21 protein-coding genes are annotated in these 18042 nt (G+C 31.9%); 15 read left to right on the top strand and 6 right to left on the bottom strand.

Going from position 1 to position 18042, the window contains the following annotated elements:
- Positions 1-20: 20 nt before the first annotated feature.
- The 4 genes from LNP81_RS08025 to xrtF all read right to left on the bottom strand — a co-directional run bounded on the left by LNP81_RS08025 (position 21) and on the right by xrtF (position 3550).
- Entirely contained in the window at positions 21-2027 is a 2007-nt protein-coding gene (locus LNP81_RS08025; protein ID WP_230034858.1) for a TonB-dependent receptor plug domain-containing protein, read from the bottom strand.
- 105 nt (positions 2028-2132) lie between these two features.
- Positions 2133-2531 carry an HYC_CC_PP family protein gene (locus LNP81_RS08020; protein ID WP_230034856.1) on the bottom strand — a complete coding sequence of 133 codons (399 nt, stop codon included), beginning with the start codon at positions 2529-2531 and terminating at the stop codon, positions 2133-2135.
- Between the two features lie 46 nt (positions 2532-2577).
- On the bottom strand, positions 2578-3024 hold the full coding sequence (locus tag LNP81_RS08015) for an exosortase F system-associated membrane protein (RefSeq protein WP_230034855.1): 447 nt from the start codon (positions 3022-3024) through the stop codon (positions 2578-2580).
- Complete coding sequence (gene xrtF, locus LNP81_RS08010) at positions 3014-3550, bottom strand: exosortase family protein XrtF (protein ID WP_230034853.1); 537 nt, start codon at positions 3548-3550, stop codon at positions 3014-3016. Before xrtF ends, LNP81_RS08015 begins: the two co-directional genes overlap by 11 nt.
- Before the next feature lie 71 nt (positions 3551-3621).
- Between xrtF and LNP81_RS08005 the strand changes: the two genes are divergently transcribed.
- The 4 genes from LNP81_RS08005 to LNP81_RS07990 all read left to right on the top strand — a co-directional run bounded on the left by LNP81_RS08005 (position 3622) and on the right by LNP81_RS07990 (position 7737).
- A complete protein-coding gene (locus LNP81_RS08005) occupies positions 3622-4077 on the top strand; it encodes a GAF domain-containing protein (RefSeq protein WP_230034851.1) in 456 nt (151 codons plus the stop codon).
- Positions 4078-4116: 39 nt separating this feature from the next.
- Positions 4117-5070: an energy transducer TonB gene (locus tag LNP81_RS08000; RefSeq protein WP_230034849.1), complete on the top strand. Its 954-nt coding sequence runs from the start codon at positions 4117-4119 to the stop codon at positions 5068-5070.
- An 88-nt stretch (positions 5071-5158) separates the two neighbouring features.
- A complete protein-coding gene (gene rpsO / locus LNP81_RS07995) occupies positions 5159-5425 on the top strand; it encodes a 30S ribosomal protein S15 (protein WP_041516556.1) in 267 nt (88 codons plus the stop codon).
- Between the two features lie 176 nt (positions 5426-5601).
- Positions 5602-7737, top strand: a complete 2136-nt coding sequence (locus LNP81_RS07990) for a polyribonucleotide nucleotidyltransferase (protein ID WP_230034847.1) — start codon at positions 5602-5604, stop codon at positions 7735-7737.
- Between the two features lie 103 nt (positions 7738-7840).
- On the opposite strand, the gene LNP81_RS07985 is transcribed toward LNP81_RS07990, so the two are convergent.
- Entirely contained in the window at positions 7841-8911 is a 1071-nt protein-coding gene (locus LNP81_RS07985) for a fatty acid desaturase family protein (protein ID WP_230034845.1), read from the bottom strand.
- A 104-nt stretch (positions 8912-9015) separates the two neighbouring features.
- Here LNP81_RS07985 and LNP81_RS07980 point away from each other — a divergent pair, with 104 nt between their 5' ends.
- The 11 genes from LNP81_RS07980 to rpe all read left to right on the top strand — a co-directional run bounded on the left by LNP81_RS07980 (position 9016) and on the right by rpe (position 16998).
- Positions 9016-9978 (top strand): hypothetical protein, encoded by a 963-nt coding sequence (locus LNP81_RS07980; protein WP_230034843.1) that lies wholly within the window; start codon positions 9016-9018, stop codon positions 9976-9978.
- Positions 9979-10208: 230 nt separating this feature from the next.
- A complete protein-coding gene (locus tag LNP81_RS07975) occupies positions 10209-10631 on the top strand; it encodes a hypothetical protein (RefSeq protein WP_230034841.1) in 423 nt (140 codons plus the stop codon).
- Between the two features lie 230 nt (positions 10632-10861).
- On the top strand, positions 10862-12514 hold the full coding sequence (locus LNP81_RS07970) for a tetratricopeptide repeat-containing sensor histidine kinase (RefSeq protein WP_230034839.1): 1653 nt from the start codon (positions 10862-10864) through the stop codon (positions 12512-12514).
- A 235-nt stretch (positions 12515-12749) separates the two neighbouring features.
- On the top strand, positions 12750-12899 hold the full coding sequence (locus tag LNP81_RS07965; protein ID WP_230034837.1) for a hypothetical protein: 150 nt from the start codon (positions 12750-12752) through the stop codon (positions 12897-12899).
- A 46-nt stretch (positions 12900-12945) separates the two neighbouring features.
- Entirely contained in the window at positions 12946-13086 is a 141-nt protein-coding gene (locus tag LNP81_RS07960) for a hypothetical protein (protein ID WP_230034835.1), read from the top strand.
- 42 nt (positions 13087-13128) lie between these two features.
- Positions 13129-13269, top strand: coding sequence for a bacteriocin (locus tag LNP81_RS07955; protein WP_230034833.1), 141 nt, complete (start codon positions 13129-13131; stop codon positions 13267-13269).
- Between the two features lie 46 nt (positions 13270-13315).
- Positions 13316-13456, top strand: a complete 141-nt coding sequence (locus LNP81_RS07950) for a hypothetical protein (protein WP_230034831.1) — start codon at positions 13316-13318, stop codon at positions 13454-13456.
- Between the two features lie 247 nt (positions 13457-13703).
- A complete protein-coding gene (locus LNP81_RS07945; RefSeq protein WP_230034829.1) occupies positions 13704-14450 on the top strand; it encodes a LytR/AlgR family response regulator transcription factor in 747 nt (248 codons plus the stop codon).
- A gap of 193 nt (positions 14451-14643) precedes the next feature.
- The gene (locus LNP81_RS07940) at positions 14644-14895 is read left to right on the top strand and encodes a hypothetical protein (RefSeq protein WP_230034827.1); all 252 of its coding nucleotides are present in this window, start codon (positions 14644-14646) and stop codon (positions 14893-14895) included.
- Positions 14896-15052: 157 nt separating this feature from the next.
- Entirely contained in the window at positions 15053-15916 is an 864-nt protein-coding gene (locus tag LNP81_RS07935; protein WP_007804760.1) for a sigma-70 family RNA polymerase sigma factor, read from the top strand.
- Between the two features lie 419 nt (positions 15917-16335).
- On the top strand, positions 16336-16998 hold the full coding sequence (gene rpe / locus LNP81_RS07930) for a ribulose-phosphate 3-epimerase (protein ID WP_208682682.1): 663 nt from the start codon (positions 16336-16338) through the stop codon (positions 16996-16998).
- A gap of 125 nt (positions 16999-17123) precedes the next feature.
- On the opposite strand, the gene LNP81_RS07925 is transcribed toward rpe, so the two are convergent.
- Positions 17124-17963 (bottom strand): AraC family transcriptional regulator, encoded by an 840-nt coding sequence (locus LNP81_RS07925; RefSeq protein WP_230034825.1) that lies wholly within the window; start codon positions 17961-17963, stop codon positions 17124-17126.
- Positions 17964-18042 lie beyond the last annotated feature (79 nt).

Raw genomic sequence — 18042 nt, 5'->3', positions numbered from 1 at the left:
TTTTGAAATTGATATTGAATTTATTTTATTTTAAATCGTAATCCGGCATAATACATTTGTCCAAAAATTGGAGCATATGCAATAGAAGCATCAAAATTAGGTCCAAATGGATCTTCAGAACCTAAAATCGCTTTTTGTTGTTTATAATTACCTATATTTTCACCGCCTACATACACTTCCAGAACTGGAGAAACAACTCTTGTAACCTGAACATTCATAACTGCATACGAAGGCGAAAAATCAGGAAACTGATCTTGAACAGGATTCGATGCCGTGTAAGGCAATTGCTGCTTTCCTGACCAGTTAAAAGTATAATCAAACTTCCACTGTTTACCATCATTTAAGTTTGTTTCGTATTCCAGATTTCCTAAAAAACGATGCTTGGCCTGCAACGGACGCTGAAAAGTACCTGTTAAATAATCTGTTTGGATGTCATAATATTTGTATGCTGTTCTAAGATTAAAATTATGAATTAATTCATAGTTAAACTCAACCTGCAAGCTATTAGCAAAAGAACTTCCTCTTAAATTATAAAAAGAAACTTCTTGCGGACTTTGCATCAAATCTACAACAGCCTGATTTTGAAAATCGGTACGATAGAAATCAAATCCCGCTTCGGCATTTTTATTGAAAATTTTGAACTTCTGTGAAAAACTCACTCCGTAATTCCAGGCAATTTCCGGGTTCAAACCATAAATTTTTCCGTTTGTATCTAAAATCGAGAACGTTCTTGAACTAGCAAAAAGCTGTTGATTCTCAGCAAAAATATTCGCAGAACGTTTTCCTCTTCCTGCAGAGAAACGAATTACACCATCTTTCCATGGATTGTATCTCACATGCAAACGAGGTGTTACAAAAAATCCCAAACGATTATGATTATCTACCCTGCCTCCTAAAATAAGACTAAAATTATCGGTATTATCATAAGTATATTCAAAGAATGCCCCTACCGAATTATCAATTCTGCTGTAATCATTTACATTTACGAATTCCTGATACTGATCATAAGTAAAATTTAAACCGGTTGAGAACTTATGCATCGTATTGTTTATAATCGAATTGAAAATTAAATTCGAATAAAAACTATTCTGCTTAATATCATACAAATTCAAACCAAAATAAGAATTTTGGTTATGACTGTTAAAAGCATTCTGAAAACCAATACTTTGATAAGGCATATCTTTAAAAACATAACCAATCTTGGTAGAAACATCAAAACGTTCTGTATTGATTTCTGATCCCCAATGATTTGTTGTTCCGCGATCTCTGTCTTTATCGAAATCAACTTCTCCGGTTTGCTTTTTATCATTCATATACCTGAAATTAATAAAACTAACCAAACCACTTTCGGGATTATAATATTGATAACGGTTTAGAACATTGATTTGTTTCCCCAGCGGATTATCCAAAAATCCGTCATCATTCATGTCGTTCTTTGCAACACGCGCATTTCCGTGCACAAACAAACTTGTCGCCCACTTGTCAGACAATTTTCTATTAAAATGAGTATTCACCTCAAAACGCGCATCGGTAGAACCGTAAACATTCAAAAAGAACGGAATATCGCTTAGAGGTTTTAAAAGTTCTGTATTTATTTGACCTGAAATACTTTCGTAACCATTTATAACACTTCCGGCACCTTTGGTAATTTGTACACTTTCGATCCAGGTTCCGGGCGTAAACGACAATCCGTAAGCCTGAGAAGCCCCACGAACCGAAGGAATATTCTCTTCGGTAATCATTAAATACGGACTTGTTAAGCCCATCATTTTTATTTGCTTTGTTCCTGTTAACGCATCAGAGAAATTGACATCGATAGATGGATTGGTTTCGAAACTTTCTGCCAGATTACAGCAAGCTGCTTTTAGTAATTCTTTGCTTGTAATAACACTTGTATTAGAAGTAAGCGTATAGGACTTTTTAATTCCTTTTTGCTTCTTGGTGATTTTTACTTCATCCAGATCTTCTTGCGAAAAAGCTGCAACAGAAAGTAAAATCATACCCAAAAGCATGATATTTTTTTTCATAAAAAAGATTTTAATGTAATTAGAAAAAGCTGTTTTGTAGAAATTTTTTCTAAATAAAAAACAGCATAGTTCAAACCATAAAAGGCTTGATTCTAAACATTAAAATCAGGAATAAAAAATATATTGGCTGTACAGCTTAAATAAAGGGGGCGCATTCGCATCAGAATAATACGAAAAGATCTGATTGCTTTTGAAATTTGGAATTGATAAAAAAGCAACTGGTTTAAACTCCTGAATTACTGCTGGAAAAGCGAACTGAAAAAAGAAAAACTTAATAGTTGCATTATCAGATTTTTTCTCAAAATGAACTACTTTGTCTTTACAACAAGAAGATTTTTTTTCAGACGCACCACAACATTTCTTTTCTGGTGATGCAGTAACCGAAGTATTTAATGAAACGGAAGCAATTTCGCCACCACAATAATGCACATCAAAAGCAAACCCAATGTTGGAAACCAACAATAGGAACGCTAAAAATAATCCTGTGCACTTTTTTAAATTCATGATGCAAAACTACCAAAAAAGAGTTAAAAAAAGATCTAATGAAATGTTATTTTTTAAGATTTTGTTGCTGATAATAAAATGCAGGTATAAACAACAACACAAATATGGGCTGAATAATAAATCTTCTTACATAAAAAAGCAGCCAGTTCCATTCCTGAAAATAATTAATTATTATCACGAACATCCCCAAAAGCAGTATCAAAAAAAATGCATACAAAAAGATGCTAAACTTCAAAATATCAACTTCCTGAAACAATGTATAAATAAGAATTAGCGACAAAACAGCGTTTAATAAATAACGCAACAAAAGTCCCCAAAAAAGCTTAAGAGAATCAAGTTGAGGGAAAGGAGCATTTTTAAAATCAGATTCAAAATAAACCAAAAAAGGATCATAAAACAACTTACTCTCAAAAGCCCGTATCATCCCAAAACAGAATATAATGAAAATTGCAATTAGAATTTTAGTCTTATGTTCGAGTAATTTATTTAGCATATTTTGAAAATTTGTTTACCCAAATAATCCACAAAATAAAAACTGCACCATAAATAATCAGCGGAAAGAAAGTACCATGTAAAAAATGATTATACTGCGGAAAATAAAACAACAGAACAACCAATAAAGCGATTCGAACAACATTAAGAATGTAAATAAACAAAATACCAAATACGATATAAAGTAGTGTTGTTTTAAGTTTTCCTGAAAAAGCAAGCACAAAAGCAACAAACAAAATAATAACGCTTACAGCATTACAACCTTCGACAATTCGAACAAGATATTTTTTATTGTACCAAACCTCTAACCAGGAATTCGCAATACTTTTATGAATTTTAATATCACAATTAAACAAGTCCATTAATTGCTCCACATTTTTACCAACAACATTTGTTATTCCGTCAACATCATTTGTTTCAAAAGTGTTGAGATAGAATTTATAAAGTAGTGTCACAATAATGTATGCAGCAAAAAAAGTGCTAATAAAAACTAAGAAAGGCTTAAATTGTGTTAGATATTTTTTCAACTGAAATTTTTTTCAAATTTATGTATTTTTTGAGATTAGCTTTAAATACTTTTGCATAAAATTTTCACATCATGACATTTCAGGAATTACAACCAAAAATAAGCGCTATTGTCGCTGATACTAATACTCTTAGAGACGAAAAATTATTAAATATTTGCCAGCTTTTAAACGCAAATATAGAATACTATAACTGGGTTGGTTTTTATTTCGCCAATCACGAAGCCAAAACTTTGCATTTAGGCCCTTACGTAGGAGCAGAAACAGATCATACCGTGATCCCTTTTGGAAAAGGAATTTGCGGACAAGTAGCTGAAAGCAATGCCAATTTTGTAGTGCCGGATGTTGCAGCTCAGGACAATTATATCGCCTGTAGTTTTACGGTAAAGTCAGAAATCGTAGTTCCTTTGTTTGTAAACGGACAAAATATTGGTCAAATTGATATCGACAGTCACGTTATAGATCCTTTTACGGAAGCTGACGAACGCTTTTTAGAATTTGTAAATCAAGAAGTTGCGAAATTGTACTAAAAATAATACATTCGTGCAGCTTTACTTTTAAACCAATTTATGAAACTAATTTTACGCGTTTTTATTTTCTGTATAATTTCAACAAAATTGTTTTCTCAAACAGCAACGCCGGTAGGCAAAATAGTTTACCTCGACTCTGCCTGGGTCGAAAGTACAGAAGACAATTATAAATACATCAGAATTGTTGAAGATTATTTTTCAGATAAAAAAACTTATATCCTGAAAGAATATTATAAATCTAAGGCTTTAAAGATGATTGGCTCTACAACAGACAAAGACATTATCAAACGTGAAGGCCAATTTGTTTACTATTATGAAAACGGCAATAAAAAATCAACCGTTAATTATTTGAACAATAAAAAAACAGGAAAAGAATTTAACTGGTACGAAAACGGAAATATAAAATCTGAACTAGAGTATTATACCGATAAAAACAACGAAACAAATTATAAGCTGAATAATTACTGGAACGATCAAAAGGAACAAAAAATAATTTCAGGCAATGGAGATCTCGACTATAAAGATGAATATATAGAAGAAGCAGGAAGAGTAAAAGATGGTCTGCGAGACGGAATTTGGAAAGGAAAATATCTAAAATCACAATATAGCTTCACAGAAAATCACAAAGACGGCAAACTCGTTTCAGGAATAACGCTAGATTCTTTGAATATTGAACATCCATATACTGTTGCCGAACAGCGCCCTACTCCTAAAAAAGGCATAAACTCCTTTTATAGTTATATGAAAAACTCAATTTATATACCCGTAGAAGCAAGAAATAAAGCCTATGGAAAAATATACATGACTTTTGTTGTAGACAAAGACGGAAGATTAATTGAACCTAAGATTTTAAAAGGAATTGGTTATGGGATAGACGAAATTGCAATCGAGGCCATAAAAAATGCTAAAAATTGGAATCCGGGTATTCGAAGAGGCATTCCTTTAAGAGTTAATTACTCTTTACCTATCACAATTACAAAAAATGGGCAATAAAATTCGTTTTTCCAAAAAAAAGTTCTAATTTTGCACCCGTCTTACAAAAGATGTACGACATACATAAAAATCATTAAATAATATTGGAATGTATTTAACTAAAGAGAAAAAAGAAGAGATTTTCGCACAACACGGTGAAGCAACAAACACTGGAAAAGCTGAAGCTCAAATCGCATTGTTTACTTACAGAATTAGTCACTTGACTGAGCACTTGAAAAAAAATCGTCATGATTATAATACTGAGCGTTCATTAGTACTATTAGTAGGTAAAAGAAGATCGTTGCTTGATTACTTGAAAAAGAAAGAGATCAACAGATATCGTGAGATTATCAAAGTATTGAATATCAGAAAATAATCAATATAGAAAAGAGGTGCGAAAGTGCCTCTTTTTGTTTTTACAGATTGTATTTAATTACAAGCATTTTATAAGAAAAAAAGTTTGGTTTTTCATTGGGTTTTAGAATAAACAACAACTACACACAACAACTACAACACAACTAAAACCCATTGTATAACCAATAAGGAAAAATTATGATTCCACAATTATTTGTAGAAAAGATCGATTTAGGTGATGGCAGAAGCATCACAATCGAGACGGGTCGTTTAGCAAAACAAGCTGACGGTTCGGTAGTAGTAAGAATGGGCGACACGATGATACTTGCAACAGCAGTATCTGCACGTAGCGCTAACCCAGCGGTAGACTTTTTACCATTAACGGTAGATTACCGCGAAAAATTTGCAGCAGCTGGTCGTTTTCCAGGTGGTTTCTTTAAGAGAGAAGCTCGCCCTAGCGATAGCGAAGTATTAACAATGAGATTAGTAGACCGTGTTTTACGTCCGCTTTTCCCAGACGATTACCACGCTGAAACACAAGTTATGATTCAATTAATGTCTCATGACGAAACTGTTATGCCTGATGCTTTAGCTGGTTTAGCTGCATCTGCTGCATTAGCTGTTTCAGATATTCCTTTTTACAACTTAATTTCTGAAGTACGTGTTGCACGTATCGACGGTAAGTTTGTAATTAACCCAAGCAGAGAAGACTTAGCAAAATCTGACATCGACATGATGATTGGAGCTTCTATGGACTCAGTTGCAATGGTTGAAGGAGAAATGAAAGAAATCTCAGAAGCAGAAATGGTAGAAGCTATCAAATTTGCTCACGAAGCTATAAAAGTTCAGATTCAGGCTCAATTACGTTTACAAGCTGCTTTTGGTAAAAAAGAAACTCGTACTTACGAAGGTGAGAAAGAAAACGAAGAAATTTACAAAAAAGTAAAAGCTGCAGCTTACGATAAAATTTATGCTATTGCAAAAGTTGGATCGGCTAAGCACGAAAGAACAGCTTCATTTGCTGAAGTAAAAGAAGAAGTAAAAGCTTTATTTACTGAAGAAGAATTAGCTGCTGACGGAGATTTAGTTTCTAAATATTTCTACAAAACAAACAAAGAAGCTGTTCGTAATGTAGTATTAGAATTAGGTATTCGTTTAGATGGTAGAAAAACTACAGACATCAGACCAATCTGGTGTGAAACTGATTATTTACCAAGAGTTCACGGTTCTTCTTTATTTACACGTGGAGAAACTCAGGCATTAGCTACAGTAACTTTAGGAACTTCAAGAGAAGCAAATCAAATTGATTCTCCATCTGAACAAGGTGAAGAGAAATTCTACTTACACTATAACTTCCCTCCTTTCTCTACTGGTGAAGCAAAACCACTAAGAGGAACTTCAAGAAGAGAAGTTGGTCACGGTAACTTAGCTCAAAGAGCTTTGAAAAACATGATTCCTGTTGATTGTCCTTACACAATTCGTATTGTTTCTGAAGTTTTAGAATCTAACGGTTCTTCTTCTATGGCAACAGTTTGCGCAGGAACAATGGCTTTGATGGATGCTGGAGTTCAAATGGTAAAACCAGTTTCTGGAATTGCTATGGGATTGATTACTGATGGTGAGAAATTTGCTGTATTGTCAGACATTTTAGGTGATGAAGATCACTTAGGAGATATGGACTTTAAAGTAACCGGAACTGCTGACGGTATTACAGCTTGTCAAATGGACATTAAAATTGATGGTTTACGTTACGACATTATGGAGCAGGCTTTAGGGCAAGCACGTGAAGGACGTTTACATATTTTAGGAAAATTAACTGAAACTATTGCTGCTCCAAGAGCAGACGTTAAAGCACATTCTCCAAAAATCATCACCAGAACTATTCCTGGAAACTTTATTGGAGCATTAATTGGACCTGGTGGAAAAGTAATTCAGGAATTACAAAAAGCTACAGGAACAACTATTGTAATCAACGAAGTTGATGAGCAAGGTGTTATCGAAATCTTAGGTACAGATCCTGCAGGAATTGAAGCAGTATTAGCTAAAATTCAATCTATTACTTTCAAACCTCAAATGGGCGAAGCTTATGAAGTTAAAGTAATTAAAATGCTTGATTTTGGAGCTGTGGTAGAATATACTGCTGCACCAGGAAACGAAGTTTTACTTCACGTATCTGAATTAGCTTGGGAACGTACAGAAAATGTTACTGATGTAGTAAACATGGGAGATGTATTCCAGGTTAAATACTTAGGACTTGATCCTAAAACAAGAAAAGAAAAAGTGTCAAGAAAAGCACTTTTACCAAGACCTCCACGTGAGGAGAAAAAAGAGTAATCAGATCTTAGTTTACTAAAGGTTTATTCATAGAAAACCCCAATTCATTTAGTTGAATTGGGGTTTTTCGTTTTTTATGCACTAACAATAAATCATATCCTGGTTATACTTTACCCATTTTATGCAAATGAACAAAATGCGAAAGCATCATTTCAAATAGTGTTTTATGATGATAGGGCTGTTTGTATTCTTTTGTAGTTTCTTCAATTATTGCATTTATCTCGCTATAATTGGTATGGCAAATATTCGGAAAAAGATGATGGGCCGCATGACAATTTGAACCACCGCTCAAAAATCTCGCCCAGCCTTTATTGGCGTCCCAATCGCAACTCGTATGAAGCTGATGTACAGCCCAGGTATGTTCAAGAAACTCCCCTTCCGGCTGAGGATAATCGGCACCGTCAAAAAAGTGCGTTCCCACAAGCATAATAATAAAAACCAAAGATGTAAAAGCACTCGCAGTAACATAAGTCAAAACGATAAAAGTCCATGAAAAGTTAGCATATAATAATGGCAGCACCAGAACCAACGAAAAATAAAATATTTTATACAATATAAATCGAAAATACAAATCAACCTTAGCAACTCCTCTCTTCATCCAATCGTATTCATTTGAAAACAAATACACCCAATCGCTCATAAAAACAGAATGTAACAGTGTAAACATATAAACAAACGGCGCATAATAAGCCTGATATTTATGCTTAGGTTTCCACTGATGAGTTGGACTCAATCTCAGAAAAGGATTTTTATCGATATCGATGTCACTTCCCTCTACATTTGCATATAAATGATGGGATCGAATATGTCTTAACCCCCAAAGCAACGGATCAATTCCAACGGTAAGGAAACTAAAAAAATGTAAAACTGAATTTGCCTTTTTATTTCTGAATGCCGTATTATGAGAAGCATCGTGACCAAAACTAAACCCTATTAACAATCCCGATAATTGAAAAACGACATACAAAATCCAAAAATTCACTTTTCCGATAGTATCTAAAAAAAGTAAAGAATAGGACAAATAGCAAATCAAAGTCCAAAACAAACCTTTAAACCAAAATCTGGCATCTCCATAAGAAATAGTTTTACTTTTAAGTTTTTCATGCACTCTTTGTTTTAAAGCAGAAAAAAACATCTTTTCTTCTTCTGATTTACTGAAATACTTAGCTTTCATAATAATTATATTTTAAAATTACAGATCAAACTTATTGCAATTATCACATCTGAATTTGCATAAATCAATAAAATTATTTTATACATTTGTGATTATCGCAAATTATGAAATATCAGGAATCCTTATTAAAAGCCATTCGACTTAAAGTTTCTGCTTCAGTTTCTTTGATAGATGAAATAGCGTCTATTTTAGAAATTAGTTATGATGCTTCACACCGAAGAATATCTCAAAAAAGTAAATTCTCTATCGATGAAGCCATTAAACTTGCCAATCATTTTAATATTTCGTTAGACAATCTCTTTTCGAAAAAAGAAAAAGTTATTGTAGAGAAAACTATCGAAATCGAGACTTTAAAAGATATGCTTCAGTACTTTAAATCTTCGGCAGAACAAGTGGAGATACTCACAAAGAATCCTGAAACGATATTGTATTATTCAGCAAAAGATATTCCGCTGTTTTATTTTATGGATGGAACTATTCTGTCAAAATTCAAAGCTTTTGTATGGCTGAATCTCTTAAATTCTAATCAGAAAAAAGTTCCTTTTGAGAATTTTATTATCGAAGAATCGTTTACCGAGTTTATGCAAAAACTAAAAAAAGCGTATGAAAATACTTTTGTAAATGAAATCTGGAATGACACTACTATAAACAGCAGTCTACAACAGATTCTTTATTTTTACGAAGCTGGTTTACTGGATTTAAAAAGTGCGAATGCACTTTGCAAAGACTTAAAACGAATCATCAATTTAATACAGGAAAAATGCAATAAACCCAATACCAATTTTGCCATTTATTACAATGAATTGATCTTACTCAACAACAATATGCTTATTGAAACCAATGAGAAATTGACCATGTTTGTGCCTTATACCTTACTTGGCTATTTTATTACTGATAATGATGACAGCTGCAAAAATGTACATCAGTTTTTTAAGCAACAAATTAGCAACTCAAAACCATTAGGACAATCCGGTATTAAAGAGCAAAATTTGTTTTTTAACAGAGCAAACAGAAAGATTGATTATTATATTGAAAAGATAAATTCGCAAGTTGATCTCTTTTTTTAATGCATATTCTGCTAAAGATTTCCATAGAAAACCCTAATTCATTTAAATTGAATTAGGGTTTTTATTTTATTGAAAAACAGTACTATTACTGAAAATCACAAAAAAATTCAGGAACTTCATTTTTAACGGGAATTAAACTAAAAAAACATATCTTTTTCGCTCTTTTATTCAAAGAAAAAAAATATCTTTAGCCTACCAAAAATAAACGTATTAACCCTAAAAACCCTATTATGACATTAAAAGTTGTTCAAAACAAAAAAATCAACATCGAAGATTTTAAATTTAAAGATCCCCAAAATCTAACTTTCCCTATTCCTCCTCTAGCTTCGGCAAACTTCTACGATAATAATGGAGTAAAAACCTTAAAAATCTGTGCTACTTTATATATCAATGCTGTAGAATCAGAAAAACCGACAGTGGATACAGCAATAGAAAAAGATGGTACTTTCACAATCTACTTTGACTATATATGGGACAAAGTCTCTCCGGATACTTATGATGTTTATTACGTAGAAACAGATTATACCTCTGATACTGTTGGAGACATCACAGAAGTTATATCTTACTTACAATATACCGTTCCTAATGTAGGTGGTGGATTAGGAGATGATCCTACAACTTCAAGAGGCACAAAAACAAGTGTAGCAACTTAATCCCAAAAAAAGCATTTATCTTGATTTAAAGATTTAAACCATTTAATGATGATTATTTATTATTCTGCGGTAAATGTTGGACGGTTATTCAATCTAAGAACATAAAATCATTAATAAAATCAAATGTCATTGACTTTTATAAAATGCCAACAATGATTCAAAAAGCACATAAATTTCTTTTACTTTTTCTTTGTTCATCCTCGCTAATTTTCTCGCAAGAAGGAAAAAAAATGAATTATTTTGAAGTTGCCATTGAAAAAAAAGCAAATTCATTAAAAAATGACATTAATTTTAAAAAAGCACAAAGCTTTTTTTTTAAAAAAGAGTGGGATTCAACATTGGTATATTCAATGAAACAATTAAACACTAACACTGATTTAGAAACAAAACAATACTGTCATTATTTTAGAGGCTATTCACTAATTGAAAAAGGACTTTACAATCAAGCACGAATTGAATTTAATCAAATAAACAAATCTTTCCAATATTATTATTTAGTAGATAATAGTATTGGAGTTTTGTTTTATTATGAAAAAAAATTTGAAAAAGCTACCATTCACTACCTAAAAGCAGAAAAAGAAATACTAAACCATAAAGACGAAAGTAAAATAGCTGATTTATATGCAAATATTGGAATATGTTATTTGCATTTAAATCAATTTGATAAAGCAGAGTTTTATTTAAAAAAAGACGCTCTTTTAAATCCTAAGCAAATTACAAAAAGTGTAATTCAATCCAATATAAACATTGCAAATCTCTATTATCTACAATATAAAGACCAACAAGCTATACACTATTTTGAAAAAGCATATAACTTATCTAAAAATATAAAAGATTTCAAGTTAAAAGAAAATACCACCTTCAACATGGCTATTGTAGAAGAAAATAGAGGCGATTTCAAAAAAGCTCTTGTTTATAGAAAGGAATCCGAAAAATGGAAAGATTCTCTAAACAATCAAAACAAAATATGGGCGGTCGCTGATTTTGAGAAAAAATTTGCTGTCGCTCAAAAACAAAAACAAATTAAAGTATTAGAAGTCGAAAACAAGTTAAAAGATACGCAACGTAACAGTTTGTTTTTTGCCGCAATAGGCTTATTATTAATTTTAACCGGAGGAGTTTACTTATACGGTCAAAAAGTAAAAAATGCAAAAACTATTTTACTTCAAAAAAATAAACTCGATGAACTTAATGCAACTAAAGATCAGTTATTTTCTATCGTTAGCCATGATTTACGTTCATCAGTAAATGCATTAAAAACGAGCAATGCTAAATTATCTGCTACACTCGAAACTAAAAATTATGATGAGCTACATCAGCTTATCATCCAAAATAGTACTATCGCCAATGGCGCTTACAGTTTATTAGATAACTTACTGCATTGGGCGATGCTACAAACCAAACAATTGTACTTTCATAAGGAATCTATTCATTTGTATTCTATTGTACAGCAAATCGAATACAACTACAAACCTTTGCTACTGGACAAAGCCATTACTTTTGAGAATTCGGTATCGAAAAATATTTTTATTTTTGTAGATCTTGATTCTTTAAAAATTGTACTTCGAAATTTATTAGATAATGCTATTAAATTTTCTAATGAAAACGGTAAAATCAGTTTTTACACTCAGGAAACCAATCCTGATTTTTGCGATCTTATAATCGAAGATAACGGAATTGGAATGAGCGAAAACACTATTAAAGAGCTACTACAAGAAGGAGAACTTTTAGCTAAAAAAAGCAACTCAGAAATTATAGGAACGGGTTTAGGATTGCAGTTGTGCAAACAAATGATCAAAAAAAATAGCGGTACTTTAGTTATAGAAAGTGAGATTAACAAGGGAACTAAAATGATATTGAGCTTCCCGAAAACAATTGCTTAAAAATCTCCTATACCTAAACTGCTCTCAAGTCTATCTTTCTCTCTAGCAAATACAAGAAATTAATATTAATTTGTCTTTTATTATTTAAAAGCCAAATCATCTATCCATCTAAAAAAAGTAATCTATTGTTTTTCAAAACATAAAACTTATTTTTATCTAAATTATCTTATATTTTTTTTACTCTCGTCTTATTTTTTTGTCTATTTTTATTTTTATAATCAAAAAATAAAATACCATGAAAAACAAAATAATCCAAACGCCAAACACGGCAAAAACATCAAGCCTGAAAAACTTCATAGCTCTTTCAAGAAAACAATTACAAGTTATTGCAGGAGGAGATGACCCTAAACTATCTAGAGGTACAAAAACAAGTATAGGAGATTAATCCAAAATAGCTTAAAAATCAAAAAATAACATAAAAATAAAACACCATGAAAAGCAAATCATCACAAACAGCAAAACAATCAAGCCTTAAAAACTTCATAGCTCTTTCCAGAAAACAATTACAAGTTATCTCAGGAGGAGAGGATCCTAAAATATCTAGAGGTACAAAGACAAGTGCATCAGATTAATCCAAACAGCTAAAGGGATCAGAAATATTAAAACAAAACACCATGAAAAGCAAACCATCACAAACAGCAAAAGAATCAAGCCTTAAAAACTTCACACCTCTTTCAAAAAAACAATTACAAGTTATCTCGGGAGGAGAAGATCCTAAGACATCTAGAGGCACAAAGACAAGTTCAGGAGATTAATCCAAAATAGCTTAAAAATCAAAAAATAACATAAAAATAAAACACCATGAAAAGCAAATCATCACAAACAGCAAAAGAATCAAGCCTTAAAAACTTTACTGCTCTTTCCAGAAAACAATTACGAGTTATCTCAGGAGGAGAAGATCCAAAGACTTCAAGAGGTACAAAGACTAGTATATCAGATTAATCCAAAACAAATACATCTTTTACAAACCCCCAATCTTTTACACTAAAAAAGATTGGGGTTTTACTTTAACACATTCTATAACACAAAAAATTACTGAATCTTTAGCCATAAATTACAACATTCTCTTTGTTTCAACAAATACTCTTAAAAAACACGATTTAAACAATCATTTTCTCTATAATAATTCTTTACTTTACTTCAATAAAAATACCACAAAAAAATACTTGCTTCCCAAAAACAAGAACAAATGGATAATATTAATGTTCTAATTATAGAAGATACTCCTGAGCAAAGCGATGCACTTGTTAAAGTTCTGGTGGAAAACAATTATAACATTACAGGCGTTGCTGCCAACTTTACCGATGCATTAAAACTTTTTTACGAGAATACGGTAGATATCATTATTATAGATGTTTTTCTGGACGGAAAACCAGACGGAATCACCTTTGCTGAATCTATTAATATAATTCCAAATGCTTCTAAACCATTTGTGTTTTTGACCAGTTCGCAGGATCGTCAAATTTTTGAAAGAGCAAAACTTACCAAGCCTTTTAGTTTTTTGATGAAACCTTTTAACGAACTCGAAATTCTATACGCTATAGAAATGGCCGTCGAAAAATTCTATGCTCAAACGAATGTTTTTATGAGCGAAGAACAAGACACTGTAATTAGCAATGATTATTTGTTTATAAAGAAGAAAAACTCACTAAAAAAAGTCGCCATAAACGACATTTTATATATCGAAGTCGAAGAACGCTATTGCAATATTATTACCGAAAAGGAAAAATTTGTCATTCAGATCTCTCTTACCAAAATCAGTAATTTATTGGATAAAAATAAATTCGTAAAAACACATCGTAATACGATTGTCAATAAAGATAAAATTGAAGAAATTATTTTGGCCGACAATCTTATCATCTTAAAAGGAGACCACAAGATAAACCTTAGTGACACTTATAAAGATTTTCTAAAAAAAATGAACATTCTGTCTTAGTACAAGTAATTCCTAACTATACAGATCCTCTCTATCCCGGGAGGATTTTTTTTGCTTTTGCAGGAAATATCCCAAACCCGAAAGACTTCTAAAGATTTCATGACAAAAAAAATGGCTTTCGTGACATTTTTGATTTCAAACAGAGAAATCAAAATTACTTTTACCCCAGAACCCAAAAGCTATACAGACATAAATGAGACTTGCCGTAAATACACCACCAGACATGAAAATTTTATCCATTTTAAAAAAAATAAAAAATAATCCTTGGATTGGTATCGCTGTTTCTCTGACTTTAATAATTCCGAGTTTATACGAAATCCTTGATGACGTTACGGTATTACGAAAAGAATATATCTTATTGATTATCGCATTTCCATTATATATAAAATCATTAAAAAAGATATTCGACAATATGCTTGATGTCTATGATGACATATCTGAATAAAAAAAGTTTGCCCCTTTTTCAGCAAAAAACACTTCATGCTTAAGCTTTTAAGTCGGGGTGTTTTTTTATTTTAAATAAAAATTATTTTTTTTGTAACCTTTTCGTATCTCTTTACGTATAACTACTTGTACACTTAAAAATTGAGGAGACAAAAAACATGAGACAACTTAAAATCACCAAGCAGGTAACCAATCGTGAAACTGCATCGTTAGACAAATACCTACAAGAAATTGGAAAAGTTGACCTAATTACCGCTGATGAAGAGGTAGAATTAGCACAAAGAATAAAGGCTGGTGATCAAAGAGCTTTAGAAAAATTAACAAAAGCCAACCTACGTTTCGTTGTATCGGTTGCTAAACAATATCAAAATCAAGGATTAACTCTTCCGGATTTAATTAATGAAGGAAACTTAGGTTTAATTAAAGCGGCTCAACGTTTTGATGAAACTCGTGGTTTCAAATTCATCTCTTATGCTGTATGGTGGATTCGTCAATCGATCCTTCAGGCTTTGGCAGAACAATCCCGTATTGTTCGTTTACCATTAAACAAAATTGGTTCTATCAATAAAATCAACAAAATGTATGCGTTATTAGAGCAATCTAACGAGCGTCCGCCTTCTGCTGAGGAAATTGCAAAAGAACTTGATATGACTGTAAATGACGTAAAAGAGTCTATGAAAAACTCTGGTCGTCACTTATCTATGGATGCACCTCTTGTTGAAGGTGAAGATTCTAACCTTTATGACGTTTTACGTTCTGGAGAATCTCCAAACCCTGACAGAGAGCTTATTCACGAATCATTACGTACTGAAATCGAGCGTTCATTAGAAACATTAACTCCTAGAGAGGCAGATGTGGTTCGTTTGTATTTTGGTCTTGGCGATCAGCACCCAATGACTTTAGAAGAAATTGGAGAAACTTTCGACCTAACTCGTGAGCGTGTTCGTCAGATTAAAGAAAAAGCAATCCGCAGATTAAAACATACTTCAAGAAGTAAAATCCTTAAAACTTACTTAGGATAATATAAAGAAATTAAGTTTCAATATTAAAATTCCAAATTCCAATTATTGTTGGGATTTGGAATTTATTGCGATAATGCTTATATTGGACTTTAAAGCAAACAACAGTTTGATTGACTGTTCGTTTTTTGATTGATGATTGAAACTCCGGCTGATTACCGGAGTTTTTTATTGGCCTTAATTGAAAATTCATTTAACCGCAAAGTCCGCAAAGGTTTTTTTATCTTTTGGATCTTGTAAAAACATAAAGTTCGCAAAGCTTTGCGTTGATCAATCTTTCGAACTTTATAAATTCATCAAAACCTTCAGCATAAAACTTTGTGAACTTTGCGTAAATCTTTGCGGACTTTGCGGTTAAATTTCAATGTAAATCATAAAAAATCTATCTTTGCAAAAAATAACACTACACACAACTACACAAAATGAAGAATACACTTATTGCTCCTTCTGTTCTAGCAGCTGATTTTGCCAATTTACAACGTGATATCGAAATGATCAATAACAGCGAGGCTGATTGGTTTCATATTGATATTATGGATGGTGTTTTTGTTCCGAATATTTCTTTTGGAATGCCAGTTTTAGAAGCAATTTCAAGACATGCCAAAAAAACAATCGATGTACATTTGATGATTGTTGATCCGGACAGATACATCAAGACTTTTGCTGATTTAGGTGCAAATATCCTGAGCGTACATTACGAAGCTTGCACACACCTTCACAGAACACTTCAGGCCATTAAAGCAGAAGGAATGAAAGCTGGAGTTGCGATTAATCCTCATACTAATATCGATTTATTAGAAGACGTTATAAACGATATTGACTTAGTTTGTATCATGAGTGTGAATCCAGGTTTTGGAGGACAATCGTTTATCGAGAATACTTATGCTAAAGTAAAAAAACTAAAAGATTTAATTACTCGTAAAAATGCTTCGACAATTATTGAAATTGACGGTGGCGTAACCAGTAAAAATGCAAAACAACTTGTAGAAGCCGGAGCTGATGTTTTGGTTGCCGGAAGCTTTGTTTTTAAAGCCGAAAATCCAACTCAAACTATTGCAGAACTAAAAGCTTTGACAACTTTCTAAGTTTCAAAAGACATAAAAAGTAAGCCGGAGAGAAATCTTCGGCTTTTTTATATGATTCAATTTTCAAAATTAAATTTGCCTAATCTGCAAGATCTGCGTAAAAAAAGACCTTTACAATCCTTTAATCAATTCTGAAAAACCTTAGCTTTTCTATATCCGGTCAAACTAATATTTCTGTGCTTTTTAAAAAATTTATTGAGATGACTTTCGTCCGAAAAACCAAATTCTTCTACAATTTCATTAATTCTCATATCGCTAAAACGCAATCGATGTTCTATTAATCTTATTTTATAATTTGAAATAAAAGACTGAATCGTTTCTCCGGAATGATTTTTAAAATAACTACTCAGATAAGTATCCGATATATCAAATTCCTTTGCTAAAGCTGAAGCTTTTAATTTTTGAGGACAAAAAATATGAGCCTGAATGTAATTGATGATTTCCAGAATTCTTTTATCGGCACTTTCTTTTACTCCTGTTGGTTTTATTTTAGCAATGTTTCTGGCAGCAATTACAATAAGAGCGTTTACATAATGCGTAATTAAATCTTCATCGTAAATATCCTTATTATCTATAGCATGAATCAAGGAATCTGAAATTGATTTTACCAGGAATTCATCTGCTTTTCGCTTTAAAATACAACCCGATAAATGTGTTGCATAATGCAATAAACACCCTATATGATCGATACTTTTTGATTTATATTCTTTTACGTACTCGCTATTAATCTTAACCAATAAAAATTCTGTAGTGGTTACAATATCAAAATTATGATAATCATTGGGTGTCAGTAACATCAAATTTCCCGTTTGATAAGAAATACAATTACCATTGATCTTAAGAAATCCATTTCCCGAAATAACATACACCATCTGAAAAAAACTGAATTGCGAATTTACAATTGGGCATTCATCTACTTTTTTATAAAGTACCTCTACCGACTGATGCATGTTTTCTTTTCTCATAACACAAAAGTACTTTTTTATCATTTAATTGTACCGAAAAAAGAACAATACTCAGTTTAATTTTGCTAAAAATAAAATA

This window comes from Flavobacterium piscisymbiosum, from assembly GCF_020905295.1.
Taxonomy (GTDB): domain Bacteria; phylum Bacteroidota; class Bacteroidia; order Flavobacteriales; family Flavobacteriaceae; genus Flavobacterium; species Flavobacterium piscisymbiosum.
Note: the sequence above shows the minus strand (reverse complement) of the source record. Positions and strands in the feature narration are given on the sequence as shown.